This window comes from Citrobacter sp. R-1.5.2, assembly GCF_035064245.1.
Lineage (GTDB): Bacteria > Pseudomonadota > Gammaproteobacteria > Enterobacterales > Enterobacteriaceae > Citrobacter.
Map to the genome: position 1 here is coordinate 162,756 of NZ_JASEYC010000006.1, position 17,895 is coordinate 180,650.

The 17,895-nt window shown below is 53.7% G+C and carries 15 protein-coding genes; all 15 read left to right on the plus strand.

Going from position 1 to position 17,895, the window contains the following annotated elements:
• Positions 1-277: 277 nt before the first annotated feature.
• The 15 genes from ilvI to QMN38_RS13255 all read left to right on the plus strand — a co-directional run bounded on the left by ilvI (position 278) and on the right by QMN38_RS13255 (position 17,895).
• Positions 278-2,002 carry an acetolactate synthase 3 large subunit gene (gene ilvI, locus QMN38_RS13185; protein WP_271457108.1) on the plus strand — a complete coding sequence of 575 codons (1,725 nt, stop codon included), beginning with the start codon at positions 278-280 and terminating at the stop codon, positions 2,000-2,002.
• 2 nt (positions 2,003-2,004) lie between these two features.
• The gene (gene ilvN, locus QMN38_RS13190) at positions 2,005-2,496 is read left to right on the plus strand and encodes an acetolactate synthase small subunit (RefSeq protein WP_003829566.1); all 492 of its coding nucleotides are present in this window, start codon (positions 2,005-2,007) and stop codon (positions 2,494-2,496) included.
• Between the two features lie 265 nt (positions 2,497-2,761).
• On the plus strand, positions 2,762-3,766 hold the full coding sequence (gene cra, locus QMN38_RS13195) for a catabolite repressor/activator (RefSeq protein WP_271450019.1): 1,005 nt from the start codon (positions 2,762-2,764) through the stop codon (positions 3,764-3,766).
• A 611-nt stretch (positions 3,767-4,377) separates the two neighbouring features.
• Positions 4,378-4,836 carry a division/cell wall cluster transcriptional repressor MraZ gene (gene mraZ / locus QMN38_RS13200; RefSeq protein WP_271440493.1) on the plus strand — a complete coding sequence of 153 codons (459 nt, stop codon included), beginning with the start codon at positions 4,378-4,380 and terminating at the stop codon, positions 4,834-4,836.
• Between the two features lies 1 nt (position 4,837).
• Entirely contained in the window at positions 4,838-5,779 is a 942-nt protein-coding gene (gene rsmH, locus QMN38_RS13205) for a 16S rRNA (cytosine(1402)-N(4))-methyltransferase RsmH (RefSeq protein WP_271440494.1), read from the plus strand.
• Entirely contained in the window at positions 5,776-6,141 is a 366-nt protein-coding gene (gene ftsL / locus QMN38_RS13210) for a cell division protein FtsL (protein ID WP_000625651.1), read from the plus strand. Before rsmH ends, ftsL begins: the two co-directional genes overlap by 4 nt.
• 15 nt (positions 6,142-6,156) lie before the next feature.
• Positions 6,157-7,923: a peptidoglycan glycosyltransferase FtsI gene (ftsI, locus tag QMN38_RS13215; RefSeq protein WP_271440495.1), complete on the plus strand. Its 1,767-nt coding sequence runs from the start codon at positions 6,157-6,159 to the stop codon at positions 7,921-7,923.
• Positions 7,910-9,397, plus strand: coding sequence for a UDP-N-acetylmuramoyl-L-alanyl-D-glutamate--2,6-diaminopimelate ligase (gene murE / locus QMN38_RS13220; RefSeq protein WP_323605196.1), 1,488 nt, complete (start codon positions 7,910-7,912; stop codon positions 9,395-9,397). Before ftsI ends, murE begins: the two co-directional genes overlap by 14 nt.
• Positions 9,394-10,752 (plus strand): UDP-N-acetylmuramoyl-tripeptide--D-alanyl-D-alanine ligase, encoded by a 1,359-nt coding sequence (gene murF, locus QMN38_RS13225; protein ID WP_323605197.1) that lies wholly within the window; start codon positions 9,394-9,396, stop codon positions 10,750-10,752. Before murE ends, murF begins: the two co-directional genes overlap by 4 nt.
• Positions 10,746-11,828, plus strand: a complete 1,083-nt coding sequence (gene mraY, locus QMN38_RS13230) for a phospho-N-acetylmuramoyl-pentapeptide-transferase (protein ID WP_137383724.1) — start codon at positions 10,746-10,748, stop codon at positions 11,826-11,828. The genes murF and mraY overlap by 7 nt, the downstream gene beginning before the upstream one ends.
• A gap of 2 nt (positions 11,829-11,830) precedes the next feature.
• Positions 11,831-13,147 carry a UDP-N-acetylmuramoyl-L-alanine--D-glutamate ligase gene (gene murD, locus QMN38_RS13235; RefSeq protein WP_271440498.1) on the plus strand — a complete coding sequence of 439 codons (1,317 nt, stop codon included), beginning with the start codon at positions 11,831-11,833 and terminating at the stop codon, positions 13,145-13,147.
• Positions 13,147-14,391: a cell division protein FtsW gene (gene ftsW / locus QMN38_RS13240; RefSeq protein WP_271440499.1), complete on the plus strand. Its 1,245-nt coding sequence runs from the start codon at positions 13,147-13,149 to the stop codon at positions 14,389-14,391. The genes murD and ftsW overlap by 1 nt, the downstream gene beginning before the upstream one ends.
• Entirely contained in the window at positions 14,388-15,455 is a 1,068-nt protein-coding gene (gene murG, locus QMN38_RS13245) for an undecaprenyldiphospho-muramoylpentapeptide beta-N-acetylglucosaminyltransferase (protein ID WP_271440500.1), read from the plus strand. The genes ftsW and murG overlap by 4 nt, the downstream gene beginning before the upstream one ends.
• 51 nt (positions 15,456-15,506) lie before the next feature.
• Positions 15,507-16,982 (plus strand): UDP-N-acetylmuramate--L-alanine ligase, encoded by a 1,476-nt coding sequence (gene murC, locus QMN38_RS13250; protein WP_323605198.1) that lies wholly within the window; start codon positions 15,507-15,509, stop codon positions 16,980-16,982.
• A complete protein-coding gene (locus QMN38_RS13255) occupies positions 16,975-17,895 on the plus strand; it encodes a D-alanine--D-alanine ligase (RefSeq protein ID WP_271457105.1) in 921 nt (306 codons plus the stop codon). The genes murC and QMN38_RS13255 overlap by 8 nt, the downstream gene beginning before the upstream one ends.

Consider the following 17,895-nt stretch of genomic DNA (forward strand, 5'->3'; position numbering starts at 1 on the left):
CTTTTTTATTTTTATTTAAAATTTTATGCTGAAATCTGCTTTTGATTTTTTCCTGTGAGGGTGAAAAATTAGAGTAATCGCTGTAAGTGCCCATTTTTAAGCGATTATTTGTCATTTCATTTGCTTATACTGGTTTAATTCTCCGTTTATTCGATTCTTTCCTCCGTTTTATTCTTATCCGCGGTTACACCACCACTTCGGTGTCAATTGCCATGCCTTATCGTCAGCGGTTAATGTGTTGTTAAACCGTTATTCATTATAAGAGTGGAGGCAAGCCATGGAGATGTTGTCTGGAGCCGAGATGGTCGTCCGATCGCTCATCGATCAGGGTGTGAAGCAGGTATTCGGGTATCCCGGGGGCGCAGTCCTCGATATTTATGATGCTTTGCATACGGTCGGTGGTATTGATCATGTGCTGGTCCGCCATGAGCAAGCCGCGGTCCATATGGCCGATGGTCTGGCACGTGCCACGGGGGAAGTGGGCGTTGTGTTGGTCACCTCAGGGCCGGGTGCAACCAATGCGATCACGGGGATTGCAACGGCGTACATGGACTCCATCCCGCTGGTGATCCTCTCCGGGCAGGTGGCTACCTCTCTGATTGGCTACGATGCCTTTCAGGAGTGCGATATGGTGGGGATATCCCGTCCGGTGGTGAAGCACAGCTTTCTGGTCAAGCAAACGGAAGATATACCTCAGGTGCTGAAGAAAGCCTTTTGGCTGGCCGCAAGCGGTCGCCCCGGTCCTGTAGTTGTGGATTTGCCGAAAGATATCCTGAATCCTGCGAAGAAATTGCCTTATAGCTGGCCTGAATCAGTAAGTATGCGCTCGTATAATCCGACGACGACAGGGCACAAGGGACAGATCAAACGGGCGCTGCAAACGCTGGTGGCGGCTAAAAAACCGGTGGTTTATGTTGGTGGTGGTGCAGTGAATGCGGCCTGCCACGAGCAACTGGGCCAGATTGCACAAGCCCTGAACCTACCTGTCGTTTCCTCGTTGATGGGGTTAGGCGCATTTCCGGCAACGCATCGTCAGGCGCTGGGCATGTTGGGCATGCACGGTACTTATGAAGCGAATATGACTATGCATCATTCGGATGTGATATTTGCGGTCGGCGTTCGCTTTGACGATCGTACGACCAATAATCTGGCAAAGTATTGCCCGAATGCGACCGTGTTACATATCGATATCGACCCCACCTCTATTTCAAAAACCGTCACCGCGGATATTCCAATCGTTGGCGATGCTCGCCTGGTGCTTGAGCAGATGTTAGAGCTGCTGCCACAGGAAAAATCACAGCAACCGCTGGATGATAACCGTGACTGGTGGCAACAGATTGAGCACTGGCGTGCCCGCCAGTGCCTGAAATATGACACCCAGAGTGAGAGCATTAAACCGCAGGCTGTCATTGAAACCATCTGGCGCCTGACGAAAGGCGATGCGTATGTCACTTCGGATGTGGGCCAACATCAGATGTTTGCTGCACTTTACTATCCGTTTGATAAACCTCGTCGTTGGATTAACTCAGGCGGCCTTGGCACCATGGGATTCGGTTTACCTGCCGCGTTAGGGGTGAAGATGGCACTGCCGAATGAAACGGTAGTCTGCGTTACCGGTGATGGCAGTATTCAGATGAATATCCAGGAGCTGTCGACGGCGCTGCAATATGAGCTGCCGGTGCTGGTACTCAACCTTAACAACCGCTATCTCGGTATGGTGAAACAGTGGCAGGACATGATCTATTCCGGGCGTCATTCGCAGTCTTATATGCAGTCGCTACCCGATTTTGTCCGTCTTGCTGAAGCCTATGGGCATATTGGTATCCAGATAAATCATCCGGATGAGCTGGAAAGCAAACTGGGTGAAGCACTGGAACATGTGCGCAACCACCGGCTGGTATTTGTTGATGTCACCGTCGATGGCAGTGAGCATGTCTACCCGATGCAAATTCGGGGTGGTGGTATGGATGAGATGTGGTTAAGCAAAACGGAGAGGACCTGATTATGCGCCGGATATTATCAGTATTACTGGAAAACGAGTCTGGGGCATTATCGCGCGTGATAGGCCTCTTTGCCCAGCGCGGTTACAACATTGAAAGCCTGACCGTCGCGCCGACTGACGATCCGACCTTATCGCGGATGACGATTCAGACCGTGGGCGATGAGAAGGTCCTTGAGCAAATTGAAAAGCAACTGCACAAGCTGGTGGATGTCCTGCGGGTGAGTGAGTTAGGGCAGGGTGCTCACGTTGAACGAGAAATCATGCTGGTGAAGATTCAGGCCAGTGGTTATGGCCGGGAAGAGGTGAAACGCAACACGGAAATTTTCCGTGGACAGATTATCGATGTCACGCCGTCTATTTACACGGTGCAGTTGGCGGGAACCAGTGACAAACTGGACGCTTTCCTGGCAACACTGCGTGAAGTCGCCAAGATTGTAGAGGTGGCCCGTTCCGGTGTGGTGGGACTCTCCCGAGGTGATAAAATCATGCGTTAATAGTCGCCTGTAGGCCTGATAAGCACAGAGCCATCAGGCATCCTCGTGGAGGTCATGCCGGATGGCGGCGTAAACGCCTTATCCGGCCTACAGGTAACGTACCCGTTTTCGCTGATGCTACCTGTTGCGCTTTTTTTTTGCGAAATCAGCAGTAACCAGAGACAAAAGCGGTTGCCGCAGTCATTATTCTGCGCTTAGATGTTAATAAATTTAACCCATGCCATCTTAAAGGTTATGGTTTGTACATTTTACGCAAGGGGCAATTGTGAAACTGGATGAAATCGCTCGGTTGGCCGGCGTTTCGCGAACGACTGCAAGCTACGTTATTAATGGCAAAGCAAAGCAATACCGCGTAAGCGACAAAACGGTCGAAAAAGTCATGGCGGTGGTGCGTGAACATAATTACCACCCCAATGCTGTGGCGGCCGGGCTCCGTGCTGGACGCACACGTTCTATCGGGTTGGTAATCCCGGACCTGGAGAATACGAGTTATACCCGCATTGCAAACTACCTGGAACGTCAGGCGCGTCAGCGTGGGTATCAACTGCTGATTGCCTGCTCTGAAGATCAGCCAGATAACGAAATGCGCTGTATTGAGCATCTTTTACAGCGTCAGGTTGACGCTATTATTGTGTCTACCTCATTACCGCCAGAACATCCGTTCTATCAGCGTTGGGCGAACAGCTCATTCCCGATTGTGGCGCTGGATCGTGCGCTGGATCGTGAACACTTCACCAGTGTTGTCGGTGCAGATCAGGATGATGCCCAAATGCTGGCGGAGGAATTGCGTAAATTCCCTGCTGAAACTGTGCTCTACCTGGGGGCGCTCCCTGAATTATCGGTCAGTTTCCTGCGTGAACAGGGTTTCCGTACCGCGTGGAAAGACGATCCGCGTGAAGTGCACTTCCTGTATGCCAATAGCTATGAACGGGAGGCAGCAGCACAGCTGTTTGATAAATGGCTGGAAACGCATCCGATGCCTCAGGCGCTGTTCACCACCTCATTTGCGCTATTGCAAGGGGTGATGGATGTGACTTTGCGTCGTGATGGGCAACTGCCGTCTGATTTAGCCATTGCGACCTTTGGCGATCATGAACTGCTCGACTTCCTGCAATGCCCGGTGTTGGCAGTAGCACAGCGCCACCGTGATGTGGCTGAACGTGTGTTGGAGATCGTCCTTGCAAGCCTTGATGAACCGCGTAAACCAAAACCAGGATTAACGCGCATTCGGCGTAATCTGTATCGCCGCGGCATCCTTAGCCGTACCTAAGTGGCTGCTATTGATGGCATTGGAGAGAATGCTTCGATGCCATCAACTATTTTATTCTCAGAAATAACCGCATTATATTTAAGAATATTCTTTAGAATTATCTGAAATTCATTCTTTAATTATCCTAATTTAAAAACGCAACTATCCTTTTTTGGGTTATTGATACGTAACGACGCGTTACGTTTGTATTATTTTGTTACATGCTTGTGTGGATTTGCCGAATTAACAAACACTTTGCCGCCGAATTGCGGCAATCTCTCACCTTCCTTGGCCGTACGGGCCGTACAGACCGATGAACTGGTACTGTTATCTCGCCGCATATTGTCCTAAAATGCCGCTCGCGTCGCAAACTGACACTTTATATTTTCCTCGGTTGATATTGAGTTGTTTTAAACAATGATGAGTTGTTGGATTTTTTTCTTACAAATATTCATGACGTTAATTTGCTTCGTTTGCTGTACGGAATTTGCTCAACACTGATATTAGCCGTAAACATTGGGTTTTTTGCTCCGCTGAGCGCCGTGACTTGCTTGACAAGGTTTTCCTCCGCTCCGTAAACTCCTTTAAGTGGGATTTTGTGGGATAAAGTGGTGATTGGGGGTGAGACTGGCATGTTCCGGGGAGCAACGTTAGTTAATCTCGACAGTAAAGGGCGCTTATCGGTGCCTACCCGTTATCGGGATCAACTGCTTGAGAGCGCTACCGGTCAAATGGTTTGTACCATTGACATCCATCACCCGTGCCTGCTGCTGTACCCCCTGCCTGAATGGGAAGTTATCGAGCAGAAGCTATCTCGCCTGTCGAGCATGAATCCGGCTGAGCGTCGCGTACAACGCTTATTGTTGGGGCATGCCAGCGAATGTCAGATGGATAACGCCGGTCGCTTATTGATTGCGCCCATTCTGCGACAACACGCGGGACTGACAAAAGAAGTGATGCTGGTTGGGCAGTTCAATAAGTTTGAGCTGTGGGATGAAACGACCTGGTATCAACAGGTCAAGGAAGATATCGACGCTGAGCAGTCTGTGACCGGCGCGCTGTCGGAACGATTGCAGGACTTGTCTCTATAAGATGATGGAAAATTATAAACACACCACGGTGTTGCTGGATGAAGCTGTAAATGGCCTGAATATTCGTCCAGACGGCATCTACATTGACGGGACATTTGGTCGCGGTGGTCATTCACGTCTGATCCTCTCACAGCTTGGTGAAGAGGGACGTTTACTGGCAATCGATCGCGATCCGCAGGCTATTGCCGTTGCCCAGACGATTACCGATCCCCGTTTCTCCATCATTCATGGACCTTTTTCTGCGCTGGCTGAGTATGTAGCCGAGCGTGGACTTACCGGCAAGATCGATGGAATCCTCCTTGATCTTGGCGTGTCTTCTCCGCAGCTTGATGATGCCGAACGCGGCTTTTCATTCATGCGTGACGGTCCGCTAGATATGCGTATGGACCCTACGCGCGGTCAGTCTGCCGCTGAATGGCTGCAAACCGCCGATGAAGCTGATATCGCCTGGGTGATTAAAACCTTTGGCGAGGAGCGCTTCGGCAAACGTATTGCCCGTGCCATCGTGGAGCGCAACCGCATAGAACCGATGACCCGTACCAAAGAACTGGCGGAAGTCATTGCAGCAGCAATGCCGGTAAAAGACAAATTCAAACATCCCGCGACCCGTACCTTCCAGGCGGTGCGCATTTGGGTAAACAGTGAACTGGAGGAGATAGAGCAGGCGCTAAAAAGCTCGCTCAGCGTGCTGGCACCAGGTGGTCGCCTTTCGATCATTAGTTTCCATTCACTCGAAGATCGCATTGTGAAGCGCTTTATGCGTGAACAAAGCCGCGGTCCTCAGGTTCCGGCTGGAATACCGATGACAGAAGCGCAGATCAAAAAACTGGGCGGTCGTGAGTTGAGAGCACTAGGCAAGTTGATGCCGGGTGAAGAAGAGGTAGCTGAAAATCCTCGTGCCCGTAGTTCAGTTCTGCGTATTGCAGAGAGGACGAACGCATGATCAGCAGAGTGACAGAAGCCCTCAGCAAAGTTAAAGGATCGATAGGAAGCAACGAGCGCCATGCTTTGCCTGGCGTGATCGGTGACGATCTTTTGCGGTTTGGGAAGCTGCCACTCTGCCTGTTCATTTGCATTATTTTGACGGCGGTTACTGTCGTGACAACCGCACACCATACACGGTTACTGACCGCGCAGCGTGAGCAGTTGGTTCTGGAACGAGATGCGCTGGATATCGAATGGCGTAACTTGATCCTTGAGGAGAACGCGCTCGGTGATCATAGCCGTGTTGAACGGATCGCAACGGAAAAGCTGCAAATGCAGCATGTTGATCCCTCACAAGAAAATATCGTAGTACAAAAATAAGGATAAACGCGACGCATGAAAGCAGCGGCAAAAACGCACAAACCAAAACGTCAGGAAGAACAAGCCAACTTTGTCAGTTGGCGTTTTGCGTTACTGTGCGGCTGTATTTTGCTGGCGCTGGGTTTCTTGCTGGGGCGTGTTGCCTGGCTGCAAATCATCGCGCCAGACATGCTGGTGCGCCAGGGCGATATGCGTTCCCTGCGCGTACAGGAAGTTGCCACATCGCGCGGTATGATAACCGATCGTTTAGGTCGTCCGCTGGCGGTGAGTGTTCCCGTTAAGGCGATTTGGGCTGACCCAAAAGAAGTTCATGACGCAGGCGGTGTGAGCGTTGGCGAGCGTTGGAGAGCACTTTCAACCGCGTTGAACCTGCCACTTGACCAGTTGGCCAGCAGAATTAATGCCAACCCGAAAGGGCGCTTTATTTATCTTGCGCGTCAGGTAAACCCTGACATGGCCGACTACATCAAGAAGCTGAAGCTGCCAGGCATTCATCTGCGCGAAGAATCCCGCCGTTACTATCCTTCCGGGGAAGTGACCGCTCACCTCATTGGTTTTACCAACGTCGACAGCCAGGGGATTGAAGGCGTTGAGAAGAGCTTCGACAAATGGCTCACCGGGCAACCGGGCGAACGTATTGTACGTAAAGACCGCTATGGCCGCGTCATTGAGGATATTTCCTCTACCGACAGCCAGGCGGCGCATAACCTTGCGCTGAGTATTGATGAGCGTTTACAGGCGCTGGTCTACCGTGAACTGAACAACGCCGTAGCGTTTAACAAGGCGGAGTCAGGTAGTGCGGTTCTGGTGGATGTTAATACCGGTGAAGTGCTGGCGATGGCGAACAGCCCGTCTTACAACCCTAATAATCTTACCGGTACGCCGAAAGACGCAATGCGTAACCGTACCATTACCGACGTCTTCGAGCCGGGTTCTACCGTTAAACCGATGGTGGTGATGACCGCGCTGCAGCGTGGCGTGGTACGTGAAAATACCGTACTTAACACCATTCCTTACCGAATTAATGGTCACGAAATTAAAGACGTGGCGCGTTATAGCGAATTGACCCTTACCGGGGTTTTGCAGAAGTCGAGTAACGTCGGTGTTTCCAAACTGGCGTTAGCGATGCCGTCCTCAGCGTTAGTAGATACTTACTCACGTTTTGGGCTGGGAAAAGCGACCAATTTGGGGTTGGTCGGAGAACGCAGTGGCTTATATCCTCAAAAACAACGGTGGTCTGACATAGAGAGGGCCACCTTCTCTTTCGGCTATGGGCTAATGGTAACCCCGTTACAGTTAGCGCGAGTCTACGCAACTATCGGCAGCTATGGCGTTTATCGCCCACTGTCGATTACTAAAGTTGACCCTCCTGTTCCGGGCGAGCGTATCTTCCCGGAGTCGACCGTACGCACTGTGGTGCACATGATGGAAAGCGTGGCGCTGCCGGGTGGTGGCGGCGTGAAGGCGGCGATTAAAGGCTATCGCATCGCGATTAAAACCGGTACGGCGAAAAAAGTCGGGCCAGATGGCCGCTATATCAATAAATACATTGCTTATACCGCAGGCGTTGCGCCTGCGAGTCAGCCGCGCTTCGCGCTGGTTGTTGTTATCAACGATCCGCAGGCGGGTAAATATTACGGTGGCGCCGTTTCCGCGCCGGTCTTCGGTGCCATCATGGGCGGCGTACTGCGTACCATGAACATCGAACCGGATGCGCTGACAACGGGCGATAAAAATGAATTTGTGAATAATCAAGGCGAGGCAACAGGTGGCAGATCGTAATTTGCGCGACCTTCTTGCTCCATGGGTGCCGGGTGCACCGGAGCGAGCACTGCGAGAGATGACACTCGACAGCCGTGTGGCTGCATCGGGCGATCTCTTTGTCGCAGTAGTGGGTCATCAGGCGGACGGGCGTCGATATATCCCGCAGGCGATAGCGCAAGGTGTGGCTGCCATTATTGCAGAGGCAAAAGATGAGGCCGCAGACGGCGAAATCCGTGAAATGCACGGCGTTCCGGTCATCTATCTCAGCCAGCTTAACGAACGCTTATCTGCACTGGCAGGCCGCTTTTACCACGAGCCATCTGAAAATATGCGTCTGGTCGGTGTGACCGGAACGAACGGTAAAACCACCACCACCCAATTGCTTGCACAGTGGAGCCAACTGCTTGGCGAAACCAGTGCGGTAATGGGAACGGTAGGTAATGGCCTGCTGGGTAAAGTGATCCCGACGGAAAATACCACTGGGTCCGCCGTTGACGTTCAGCATGTGCTGGCGGGACTGGTTGAACAGGGCGCGACCTTTGGCGCGATGGAGGTTTCATCGCATGGCCTGGTTCAGCATCGCGTGGCGGCGCTGAAATTTGCGGCCTCAGTATTTACCAACTTAAGCCGTGACCATCTCGATTATCACGGTGATATGGAACACTACGAAGCCGCGAAGTGGTTGCTGTATTCCACGCACCACTGTGGGCAGGCTATCGTCAATGCGGATGACGAAGTGGGTCGCCGCTGGCTGGCGAAGCTGCCGGATGCGGTAGCTGTCTCGATGGAAAACCATATCAATCCCAACTGCCACGGTCGTTGGCTGAAAGCCGTTGAGGTGAACTATCACGATAGCGGCGCAACGATTCGCTTTTCCTCCACCTGGGGAGAAGGGGAAATTGAAAGCCGCCTGATGGGGGCGTTTAACGTCAGCAATTTGCTGCTGGCGCTGGCCACACTGCTGGCGTTGGGGTATCCGTTAACTGATTTACTGAAAACGGCGGCACAGCTGCAGCCGGTCTGCGGGCGCATGGAAGTGTTTAGCGCGCCGGGCAAAACCACCGTTGTGGTTGATTATGCTCATACGCCGGATGCGCTGGAAAAAGCGCTGCAGGCGGCCCGTCTGCATTGCACCGGCAAGCTGTGGTGCGTCTTTGGCTGTGGCGGCGATCGCGACAAAGGCAAACGTCCGTTGATGGGGGCCATTGCCGAGCAGTTTGCCGATGTCGTTGTGGTTACGGATGACAACCCACGCACCGAAGAGCCTCGCGCCATTATCAATGACATTTTGGCGGGTATGCTGGATGCCGGGCAGGCAAAAGTGATGGAAGGTCGTGCTGAAGCGGTCACTAGCGCCATCATGCAGGCAAAAGAAAATGACGTGGTGCTGGTCGCTGGCAAAGGCCATGAGGATTATCAGATTGTCGGCGCACACCGTCTCGACTACTCCGACCGCGTGACGGCAGCACGTCTGCTGGGGGTTATCGCATGATTAGCGTAACGCTCAGTCAACTGGCGGAAATCCTCGGCGGCGAACTGAAAGGGGGCGATCTGACCCTTGATGCGGTCACGACCGATACGCGTAAAGTCACGCCAGGCTGTTTATTTGTGGCATTGAAAGGTGAACGCTTTGATGCCCACGATTTTGCCGATACGGCAAAAGAAAATGGCGCGGGCGCACTGCTGGTAAACCGTGCACTGGATACCGACCTTCCGCAGCTGATTGTAAAAGATACGCGTCTGGCATTTGGCGAGCTGGCGGCATGGGTTCGCGCTCAGGTTCCGGCTCGTGTGGTGGCGCTTACCGGCTCGTCCGGTAAAACCTCTGTCAAAGAGATGACGGCATCCATTCTGAGCCAGTGTGGTAACACCCTGTATACCGCGGGCAACCTGAATAACGACATCGGCGTCCCGATGACGCTGCTGCGCTTAAACAACGATTACGACTATGCCGTGATTGAGCTTGGCGCGAATCATCAGGGCGAAATCGCCTGGACCGTTGGCCTGACGCGCCCGGAAGCGGCGCTGGTGAACAACCTGGCCGCCGCGCATCTGGAAGGCTTCGGCTCTCTGGCAGGTGTGGCGAAGGCAAAAGGTGAGATTTTTACCGGCCTGTCAGCGAATGGTATCGCCATTATGAATGCCGATAACAACGACTGGTTGAACTGGCAGAGCATCATCGGCGATCGCAAAGTCTGGCGCTTCTCGCCGAATGCGGCTAACAGCGACTTTTCGGCGGCTAACGTTCATGTGACCTCACACGGCACAGAGTTTTCGCTGCAAACGCCAACCGGAAGCATTGATGTTCTGCTGCCCCTGCCGGGTCGTCACAATATTGCTAACGCCCTGGCGGCGGCAGCGCTATCTATGGCGGTAGGCGCAACGCCAGATGCCGTGAAAGCGGGTCTGAAGGATCTGCAAGCGGTGCCGGGGCGTCTGTTCCCGGTTCAACTGGCAGAAAATCAGCTGCTGCTGGACGACTCCTACAACGCTAACGTCGGCTCAATGACCGCAGCGGTACAGGTGCTGTCTGAGATGCCGGGCTACCGAGTACTGGTAGTGGGCGATATGGCAGAGCTTGGCGCGGAAAGCGAAGCATGCCATGTACAGGTGGGTATGGCTGCGAAAGCTGCGGGCATCGACCGTGTGCTGAGTACAGGGAAACTGAGTCAGGCAATTAGCGACACCAGCGGCGTTGGCGAGCATTTTGCGGATAAAACCGCGCTGACCGCGCATCTTAAGGCGCTGATTGCAGAACATCAGATCATGACGATTTTAGTGAAGGGTTCACGTAGTGCCGCCATGGAAGAGGTAGTACGCGCATTACAGGAGAATGGAACATGTTAGTTTGGCTGGCCGAACATTTGGTCAAATATTATTCCGGCTTCAACGTCTTTTCCTATCTGACGTTTCGCGCCATCGTCAGCCTGCTGACCGCGCTGTTCATCTCTTTGTGGATGGGCCCGCGTATGATCGCCCGCTTGCAAAAAATGTCATTTGGCCAGGTCGTGCGTAACGACGGCCCGGAATCACACTTTAGTAAACGCGGTACGCCGACCATGGGCGGCATCATGATCCTCACTGCGATTGTTATCTCCGTACTGCTGTGGGCCTACCCATCCAACCCGTACGTGTGGTGCGTGCTGGTGGTGCTGGTTGGCTACGGTATTATCGGTTTTGTCGATGACTACCGCAAAGTGGTGCGCAAAGACACCAAGGGCCTGATCGCGCGCTGGAAGTATTTCTGGATGTCGGTCATTGCATTAGGGGTCGCGTTTGCGCTGTATCTGGCAGGAAAAGACACCCCGGCAACTGAACTGGTGGTGCCATTCTTTAAAGATGTCATGCCGCAACTGGGGCTGTTCTACATCCTGCTGGCGTATTTCGTGATTGTCGGCACCGGCAACGCGGTCAACCTGACCGACGGCCTCGATGGCCTGGCAATTATGCCAACCGTGTTTGTGGCCGCCGGTTTTGCACTGGTTGCATGGGCGACCGGTAACATGAACTTCGCCAACTACCTGCACATTCCTTATCTGCGCCACGCCGGCGAACTGGTTATCGTCTGTACGGCGATTGTCGGCGCAGGTTTGGGCTTCCTGTGGTTTAACACTTATCCGGCACAGGTCTTTATGGGCGACGTCGGTTCACTGGCTCTGGGTGGCGCACTGGGCATTATTGCCGTGCTGCTGCGTCAGGAATTCCTGCTGGTGATCATGGGCGGCGTATTTGTGGTGGAAACCCTGTCGGTCATTCTGCAGGTGGGTTCCTTTAAGCTGCGCGGACAGCGTATTTTCCGTATGGCGCCTATTCATCACCACTATGAACTGAAAGGTTGGCCGGAACCGCGTGTGATTGTGCGTTTCTGGATTATTTCGCTGATGCTGGTCCTGATTGGCCTGGCAACGCTGAAGGTACGTTAATCATGGCTGATTACCAGGGTAAAAAAGTCGTCATTATCGGTCTGGGTTTGACCGGGTTGTCCTGCGTGGATTTCTTTCTGGCACGTGGCGTCACGCCGCGCGTCATGGATACCCGCGCGACGCCGCCAGGCCTGGATAAATTACCGGAAGCGGTTGAGCATCATGTTGGCAGCCTGAATGATGACTGGCTGTTGGCCGCTGATTTAATCGTCGCCAGCCCTGGTATTGCCCTGGCGCACCCTTCGCTGAGCGCTGCCGCAGATGCGGGAATTGAGATTGTCGGTGACATCGAACTGTTTTGCCGCGAAGCACAGGCCCCCATTGTCGCGATCACCGGTTCAAACGGTAAAAGTACCGTCACGACGCTGGTTGGTGAAATGGCGAAAGCGGCCGGAGTAAACGTCGGTGTAGGCGGTAATATCGGCCTGCCTGCACTGATGTTGCTGGACGCTGAGCGCGAGTTGTATGTTCTGGAATTGTCCAGCTTCCAACTGGAGACGACCTCCAGCTTACGGGCTGTCGCGGCAACCATTTTGAACGTTACTGAAGATCACATGGACCGTTATCCGTTTGGACTGCAGCAGTACCGTGCAGCCAAACTGCGCGTTTATGAGAATGCGAAAGTGTGCGTAGTCAATGCGGATGATGCGTTAACTATGCCGGTTCGCGGTGCCGATGAGCGCTGCGTGAGCTTTGGCATCAATATGGGTGACTATCACCTTAACCGCCAGCAGGGTGAAACCTGGCTGCGGGTGAAGGGTGAAAAAGTATTGAACGTGAAAGAGATGACCCTTTCCGGTCAACATAACTACACCAATGCGCTGGCAGCGTTAGCGCTCGCGGATGCTGCGGGTCTGCCGCGGGCATCCAGCCTGAAAGCATTGACTACCTTTACCGGCCTGGCGCATCGTTTCCAACTGGTACTGAATCATAACGGTGTGCGTTGGATCAACGATTCAAAAGCGACCAATGTCGGCAGCACTGAAGCCGCGCTGAATGGGCTGCACGTTGAGGGTACTCTGCACCTGCTGTTGGGCGGCGATGGGAAATCAGCCGATTTTTCTCCGTTAAGCCGTTACCTGAGTGGCGATCGCATTCGACTGTACTGCTTTGGCCGTGATGGTGCACAGCTTGCCGCGTTGCGACCGGAAGTGGCGGAACAAACAGAAACCATGGAACAGGCGATGCGTCTGCTCGCCCCGCGTGTTAAACCGGGCGACATGGTACTACTGTCTCCCGCCTGTGCCAGTCTCGATCAGTTCAAGAATTTTGAGCAACGTGGCGACGTCTTTACCCACCTGGCGAAGGAGTTGGGTTGATGCGATTATCTCTCCCTCGTCTGAAACTGCCGCGCGTACCGGGACTCGGAATCCTGGCGTGGGTCTTTGCGGCACTTAAAGGCTGGGTGATGGCTTCGCGTGAGAAAGACGCGGACAGCCTGATCATGTACGACCGCATGCTGTTGTGGTTGACGTTTGGTCTGGCAGCGATCGGTTTTATCATGGTGACATCGGCGTCAATGCCCGTTGGGCAGCGTCTGGCAGGCGATCCATTCCTGTTTGCTAAGCGTGACGCACTGTATATTTTTCTGGCGTTCTGTCTGGCGATGATTACCCTGCGCCTGCCGATGGAGTTCTGGCAAAAGTACAGCACCACCATGCTGATCGCGTCGATCATCATGCTGCTGATCGTTCTGGTTGTAGGCAGCTCGGTTAACGGGGCATCGCGCTGGATTGCGCTGGGGCCACTGCGTATTCAGCCTGCGGAGTTTACCAAGCTGTCGTTGTTCTGTTATCTCGCCAACTACCTGGTGCGTAAGGTGGATGAGGTGCGTAACAACCTGCGCGGCTTCTTAAAGCCGATGGGTGTGATTCTGGTTCTGGCCGTACTGCTGCTGGCGCAGCCTGACCTGGGCACAGTGGTCGTGCTGTTCGTCACGACGCTGGCGATGCTGTTTTTGGCTGGTGCCAAATTGTGGCAGTTCATCGCCATCATCGGGATGGGGATTTCCGCTGTCGTGCTGCTGATCCTCGCCGAACCGTACCGTATTCGCCGTGTGACCTCGTTCTGGAATCCCTGGGAAGATCCGTTTGGCAGCGGCTATCAGCTGACACAGTCTCTGATGGCTTTTGGTCGCGGTGAAGTGTGGGGCCAGGGATTGGGTAATTCAGTCCAAAAACTGGAGTATTTGCCGGAAGCGCACACCGACTTTATCTTCGCCATTATTGGGGAGGAGCTGGGTTATATCGGTGTGGTACTCGCTCTTTTAATGGTATTCTTCGTCGCTTTTCGCGCGATGTCGATCGGTCGTAAGGCGCTGGAAATTGACCACCGTTTTTCAGGTTTCTTAGCCTGCTCTATCGGGATTTGGTTTAGCTTCCAGGCTCTGGTAAACGTCGGCGCGGCGGCGGGCATGCTGCCAACGAAAGGTCTGACGCTGCCGTTGATCAGTTATGGTGGTTCGAGTTTGTTGATCATGTCGACAGCCATCATGTTTTTGTTACGTATTGATTATGAAACGCGTCTGGAAAAAGCCCAGGCGTTTACACGAGGTGCACGATGAGTGGTCAACCGAAGCGGTTAATGGTGATGGCAGGCGGTACCGGTGGACATGTTTTCCCGGGGCTGGCGGTTGCGCACCATTTAATGGCCCAGGGCTGGCAGGTTCGTTGGCTGGGCACCGCCGATCGTATGGAAGCGGACTTAGTGCCGAAGCATGGCATTGACATTGACTTTATTCGCATCTCCGGTTTGCGCGGAAAGGGCCTCAACGCGTTGCTGGCTGCACCTGTACGTATTTTTAATGCCTGGCGTCAGGCCCGCGCCATCATGAAGCAGTTTAAGCCCGATGTGGTGCTGGGCATGGGCGGCTATGTGTCTGGCCCTGGCGGCCTGGCGGCCTGGTCGTTAGGTATTCCGGTCGTGCTGCATGAGCAGAACGGTATCGCCGGGTTAACGAACAAATGGCTGGCGAAGATCGCGACGAAGGTGATGCAGGCCTTCCCTGGCGCTTTCCCGAATGCGGAAGTGGTGGGGAATCCAGTGCGTACTGATGTCCTTGCACTGCCGTTACCCGAAGAACGTCTGGCTGGTCGTGAAGGTCCGGTGCGGGTGCTGGTTGTCGGTGGTTCGCAGGGCGCACGTGTGCTGAACCAGACGTTGCCGCAGGTCGCCGCAAAACTTGGCGACGCAGTGACTATCTGGCATCAGAGTGGTAAAGGTGCGCAGCAAACCGTGGAACAGGCTTATGCAGACGCGGGGCAACCACAGCATAAGGTCACTGAATTTATTGATGATATGGCAGCAGCTTACGCGTGGGCGGATGTGGTGGTCTGTCGTTCAGGCGCACTGACGGTGAGTGAGATTGCTGCCGCAGGTTTACCCGCGCTGTTCGTGCCGTTTCAACATAAAGACAGACAACAGTACTGGAATGCGCTGCCGCTGGAAAAAGCGGGCGCAGCCAAAATTCTTGAGCAGCCGCAGTTTACTGTGGATGCCGTCGTCAGCACCCTGTCCGGGTGGTCACGAGAAACTTTATTAACCATGGCAGAGCGTGCTCGCGCCGCATCCATACCGGATGCCACTGAGCGGGTTGCAACTGAAGTGAGCCGGGCTGCCCGGGTGTAATTGTGGTGATGCCTTTTGCATCGCATGAACTGAGAAGTTAATGGCTAAAGAATGAATACACAACAACTGGCAAAACTGCGTTCCATCGTGCCCGAAATGCGTCGCGTTCGGCACATCCACTTTGTCGGCATCGGTGGTGCTGGTATGGGCGGTATTGCCGAAGTTTTGGCCAATGAAGGTTATCAGATCAGCGGTTCTGACTTAGCGCCGAATCCGGTTACGCAGCAACTGACGAATCTGGGTGCCACGATTTTTTTCAACCATCGCCCGGAAAACGTTCGTGATGCGAGCGTGGTGGTGGTATCCAGCGCTATTTCTGCGGATAACCCGGAAATTGTTGCGGCCCATGAAGCGCGTATCCCGGTGATCCGCCGTGCGGAGATGCTGGCAGAGTTGATGCGTTTTCGTCACGGCATCGCCATTGCCGGGACCCACGGTAAAACCACGACCACTGCGATGGTCTCCAGTATTTATGCAGAAGCGGGCCTCGATCCGACTTTTGTGAACGGCGGGCTGGTAAAGGCAGCAGGTGTGCATGCACGTCTGGGTCACAGCCGTTATTTGATTGCGGAAGCCGATGAGAGCGATGCGTCGTTCCTGCATTTGCAGCCGATGGTGGCGATTGTCACCAATATCGAAGCTGACCATATGGATACCTACCATGGCGACTTCGAAAATTTAAAGCAGACGTTTATTAATTTCCTGCACAACTTGCCGTTTTATGGGCGTGCGGTGATGTGTGTCGACGATCCGGTAATCCGCGAGTTGTTGCCGCGCGTCGGGCGTCAGACCACCACCTATGGTTTCAGCGATGATGCTGACGTTCGCGTAGAAGATTATCAACAGATTGGCCCACAAGGTCACTTCACGCTGCTGCGTCAGGGGATGGCCGATTTGCGTGTGACGTTGAACGCGCCGGGTCGTCACAATGCCTTGAACGCGGCGGCAGCCGTGGCAGTGGCAACGGAAGAGGGTATTGAAGACGACGCGATTCTGCGCGCGCTGGAAAGTTTCCAGGGTACCGGACGCCGCTTTGACTTCCTGGGTGAATTCCCGCTGGAGCCAGTAAACGGTAAAGCCGGAACGGCGATGCTGGTCGATGACTATGGACATCATCCAACGGAAGTCGATGCCACGATCAAAGCCGCACGCGCAGGTTGGCCGGACAAAAATTTGGTGATGTTGTTCCAGCCGCACCGCTTCACACGTACACGCGATTTGTACGACGACTTTGCCAACGTTCTGACACAGGTTGATGCGTTGCTGATGTTGGACGTGTATGCCGCAGGTGAAGCTGCAATTCCGGGGGCCGATAGCCGTTCGCTGTGCCGTACCATTCGCGGTCGCGGAAAGATCGATCCTATTCTGGTGTCCGATCCGGCCCTGGTAGCGGAAATGCTGGCACCGGTATTAACCGGTAATGATCTGATTTTGGTGCAGGGCGCTGGAAATATCGGCAAAATCGCGCGTTCCTTAGCTGAAATCAAACTGAAGCCGCAAAACCCGGAGGAAGAACAACATGGCTGATAAAATCGCGGTCCTGTTAGGGGGAACCTCCGCAGAGCGAGAAGTGTCGTTGAATTCTGGCGCAGCAGTGCTGGCGGGTTTGCGCGAAGGCGGTGTGGATGCACATCCGGTTGACCCAAAAGAGGTCGACGTTACGCTTCTGAAATCGATGGGTTTTCAGAAAGTGTTTATTGCACTGCACGGCCGAGGTGGTGAAGACGGAACGTTACAGGGCATGCTGGAGCAGATTGGTTTGCCTTATACCGGTAGCGGTGTCATGGCATCGGCTATCTCAATGGACAAACTACGCAGCAAACTGCTGTGGCAGGGGGCAGAATTGCCCGTTGCGCCATGGGTGGCATTGACCCGTGCTGAGTTTGAAAAAGGACTTAGCGATGAAGTGGTTACGAGAATTTCTGCGTTAGGCTTGCCGTTGATTGTGAAGCCAAGCCGTGAAGGTTCCAGCGTAGGGATGTCAAAAGTTGAAGAAGAAAATGCTTTGCAAGCTGCATTAGCATTGGCTTTTCAGCATGATGAAGAAGTACTGATTGAAAAATGGCTCAGTGGACCGGAATTCACAGTTGCGATACTTGGCGAAGAAATTTTACCGTCAATACGTATCCAACCCGCGGGAACCTTCTATGATTATGAGGCGAAGTATCTGTCTGATGAGACACAATATTTCTGTCCTGCAGGTCTGGAAGTTGACCAGGAGGCCGAATTACAGGCATTAGTCCTGAAAGCGTGGAACGCATTGGGCTGTAAAGGTTGGGGCCGTATTGACGTCATGCTGGACAGCGATGGCCAGTTTTATCTGCTGGAAGCGAATACCTCTCCGGGTATGACCAGCCACAGCCTGGTGCCGATGGCGGCGCGTCAGGCGGGGCTGAGCTTCTCGCAGTTGGTGGTACGAATTCTGGAGTTGGCGGACTGA

Bases quoted from the DNA above. Each gene is read 5' to 3' on its own strand.
- ilvI (WP_271457108.1), top strand. From the start codon at position 278: ATGGAGATGTTGTCTGGAGCCGAGATGGTCGTCCGATCGCTCATCGAT.
- ilvN (WP_003829566.1), top strand. From the start codon at position 2,005: ATGCGCCGGATATTATCAGTATTACTGGAAAACGAGTCTGGGGCATTA.
- mraZ (WP_271440493.1), top strand. From the start codon at position 4,378: ATGTTCCGGGGAGCAACGTTAGTTAATCTCGACAGTAAAGGGCGCTTA.
- rsmH (WP_271440494.1), top strand. From the start codon at position 4,838: ATGATGGAAAATTATAAACACACCACGGTGTTGCTGGATGAAGCTGTA.
- ftsL (WP_000625651.1), top strand. From the start codon at position 5,776: ATGATCAGCAGAGTGACAGAAGCCCTCAGCAAAGTTAAAGGATCGATA.
- ftsI (WP_271440495.1), top strand. From the start codon at position 6,157: ATGAAAGCAGCGGCAAAAACGCACAAACCAAAACGTCAGGAAGAACAA.
- murF (WP_323605197.1), top strand. From the start codon at position 9,394: ATGATTAGCGTAACGCTCAGTCAACTGGCGGAAATCCTCGGCGGCGAA.
- mraY (WP_137383724.1), top strand. From the start codon at position 10,746: ATGTTAGTTTGGCTGGCCGAACATTTGGTCAAATATTATTCCGGCTTC.
- murD (WP_271440498.1), top strand. From the start codon at position 11,831: ATGGCTGATTACCAGGGTAAAAAAGTCGTCATTATCGGTCTGGGTTTG.
- ftsW (WP_271440499.1), top strand. From the start codon at position 13,147: ATGCGATTATCTCTCCCTCGTCTGAAACTGCCGCGCGTACCGGGACTC.
- murG (WP_271440500.1), top strand. From the start codon at position 14,388: ATGAGTGGTCAACCGAAGCGGTTAATGGTGATGGCAGGCGGTACCGGT.
- murC (WP_323605198.1), top strand. From the start codon at position 15,507: ATGAATACACAACAACTGGCAAAACTGCGTTCCATCGTGCCCGAAATG.
- QMN38_RS13255 (WP_271457105.1), top strand. From the start codon at position 16,975: ATGGCTGATAAAATCGCGGTCCTGTTAGGGGGAACCTCCGCAGAGCGA.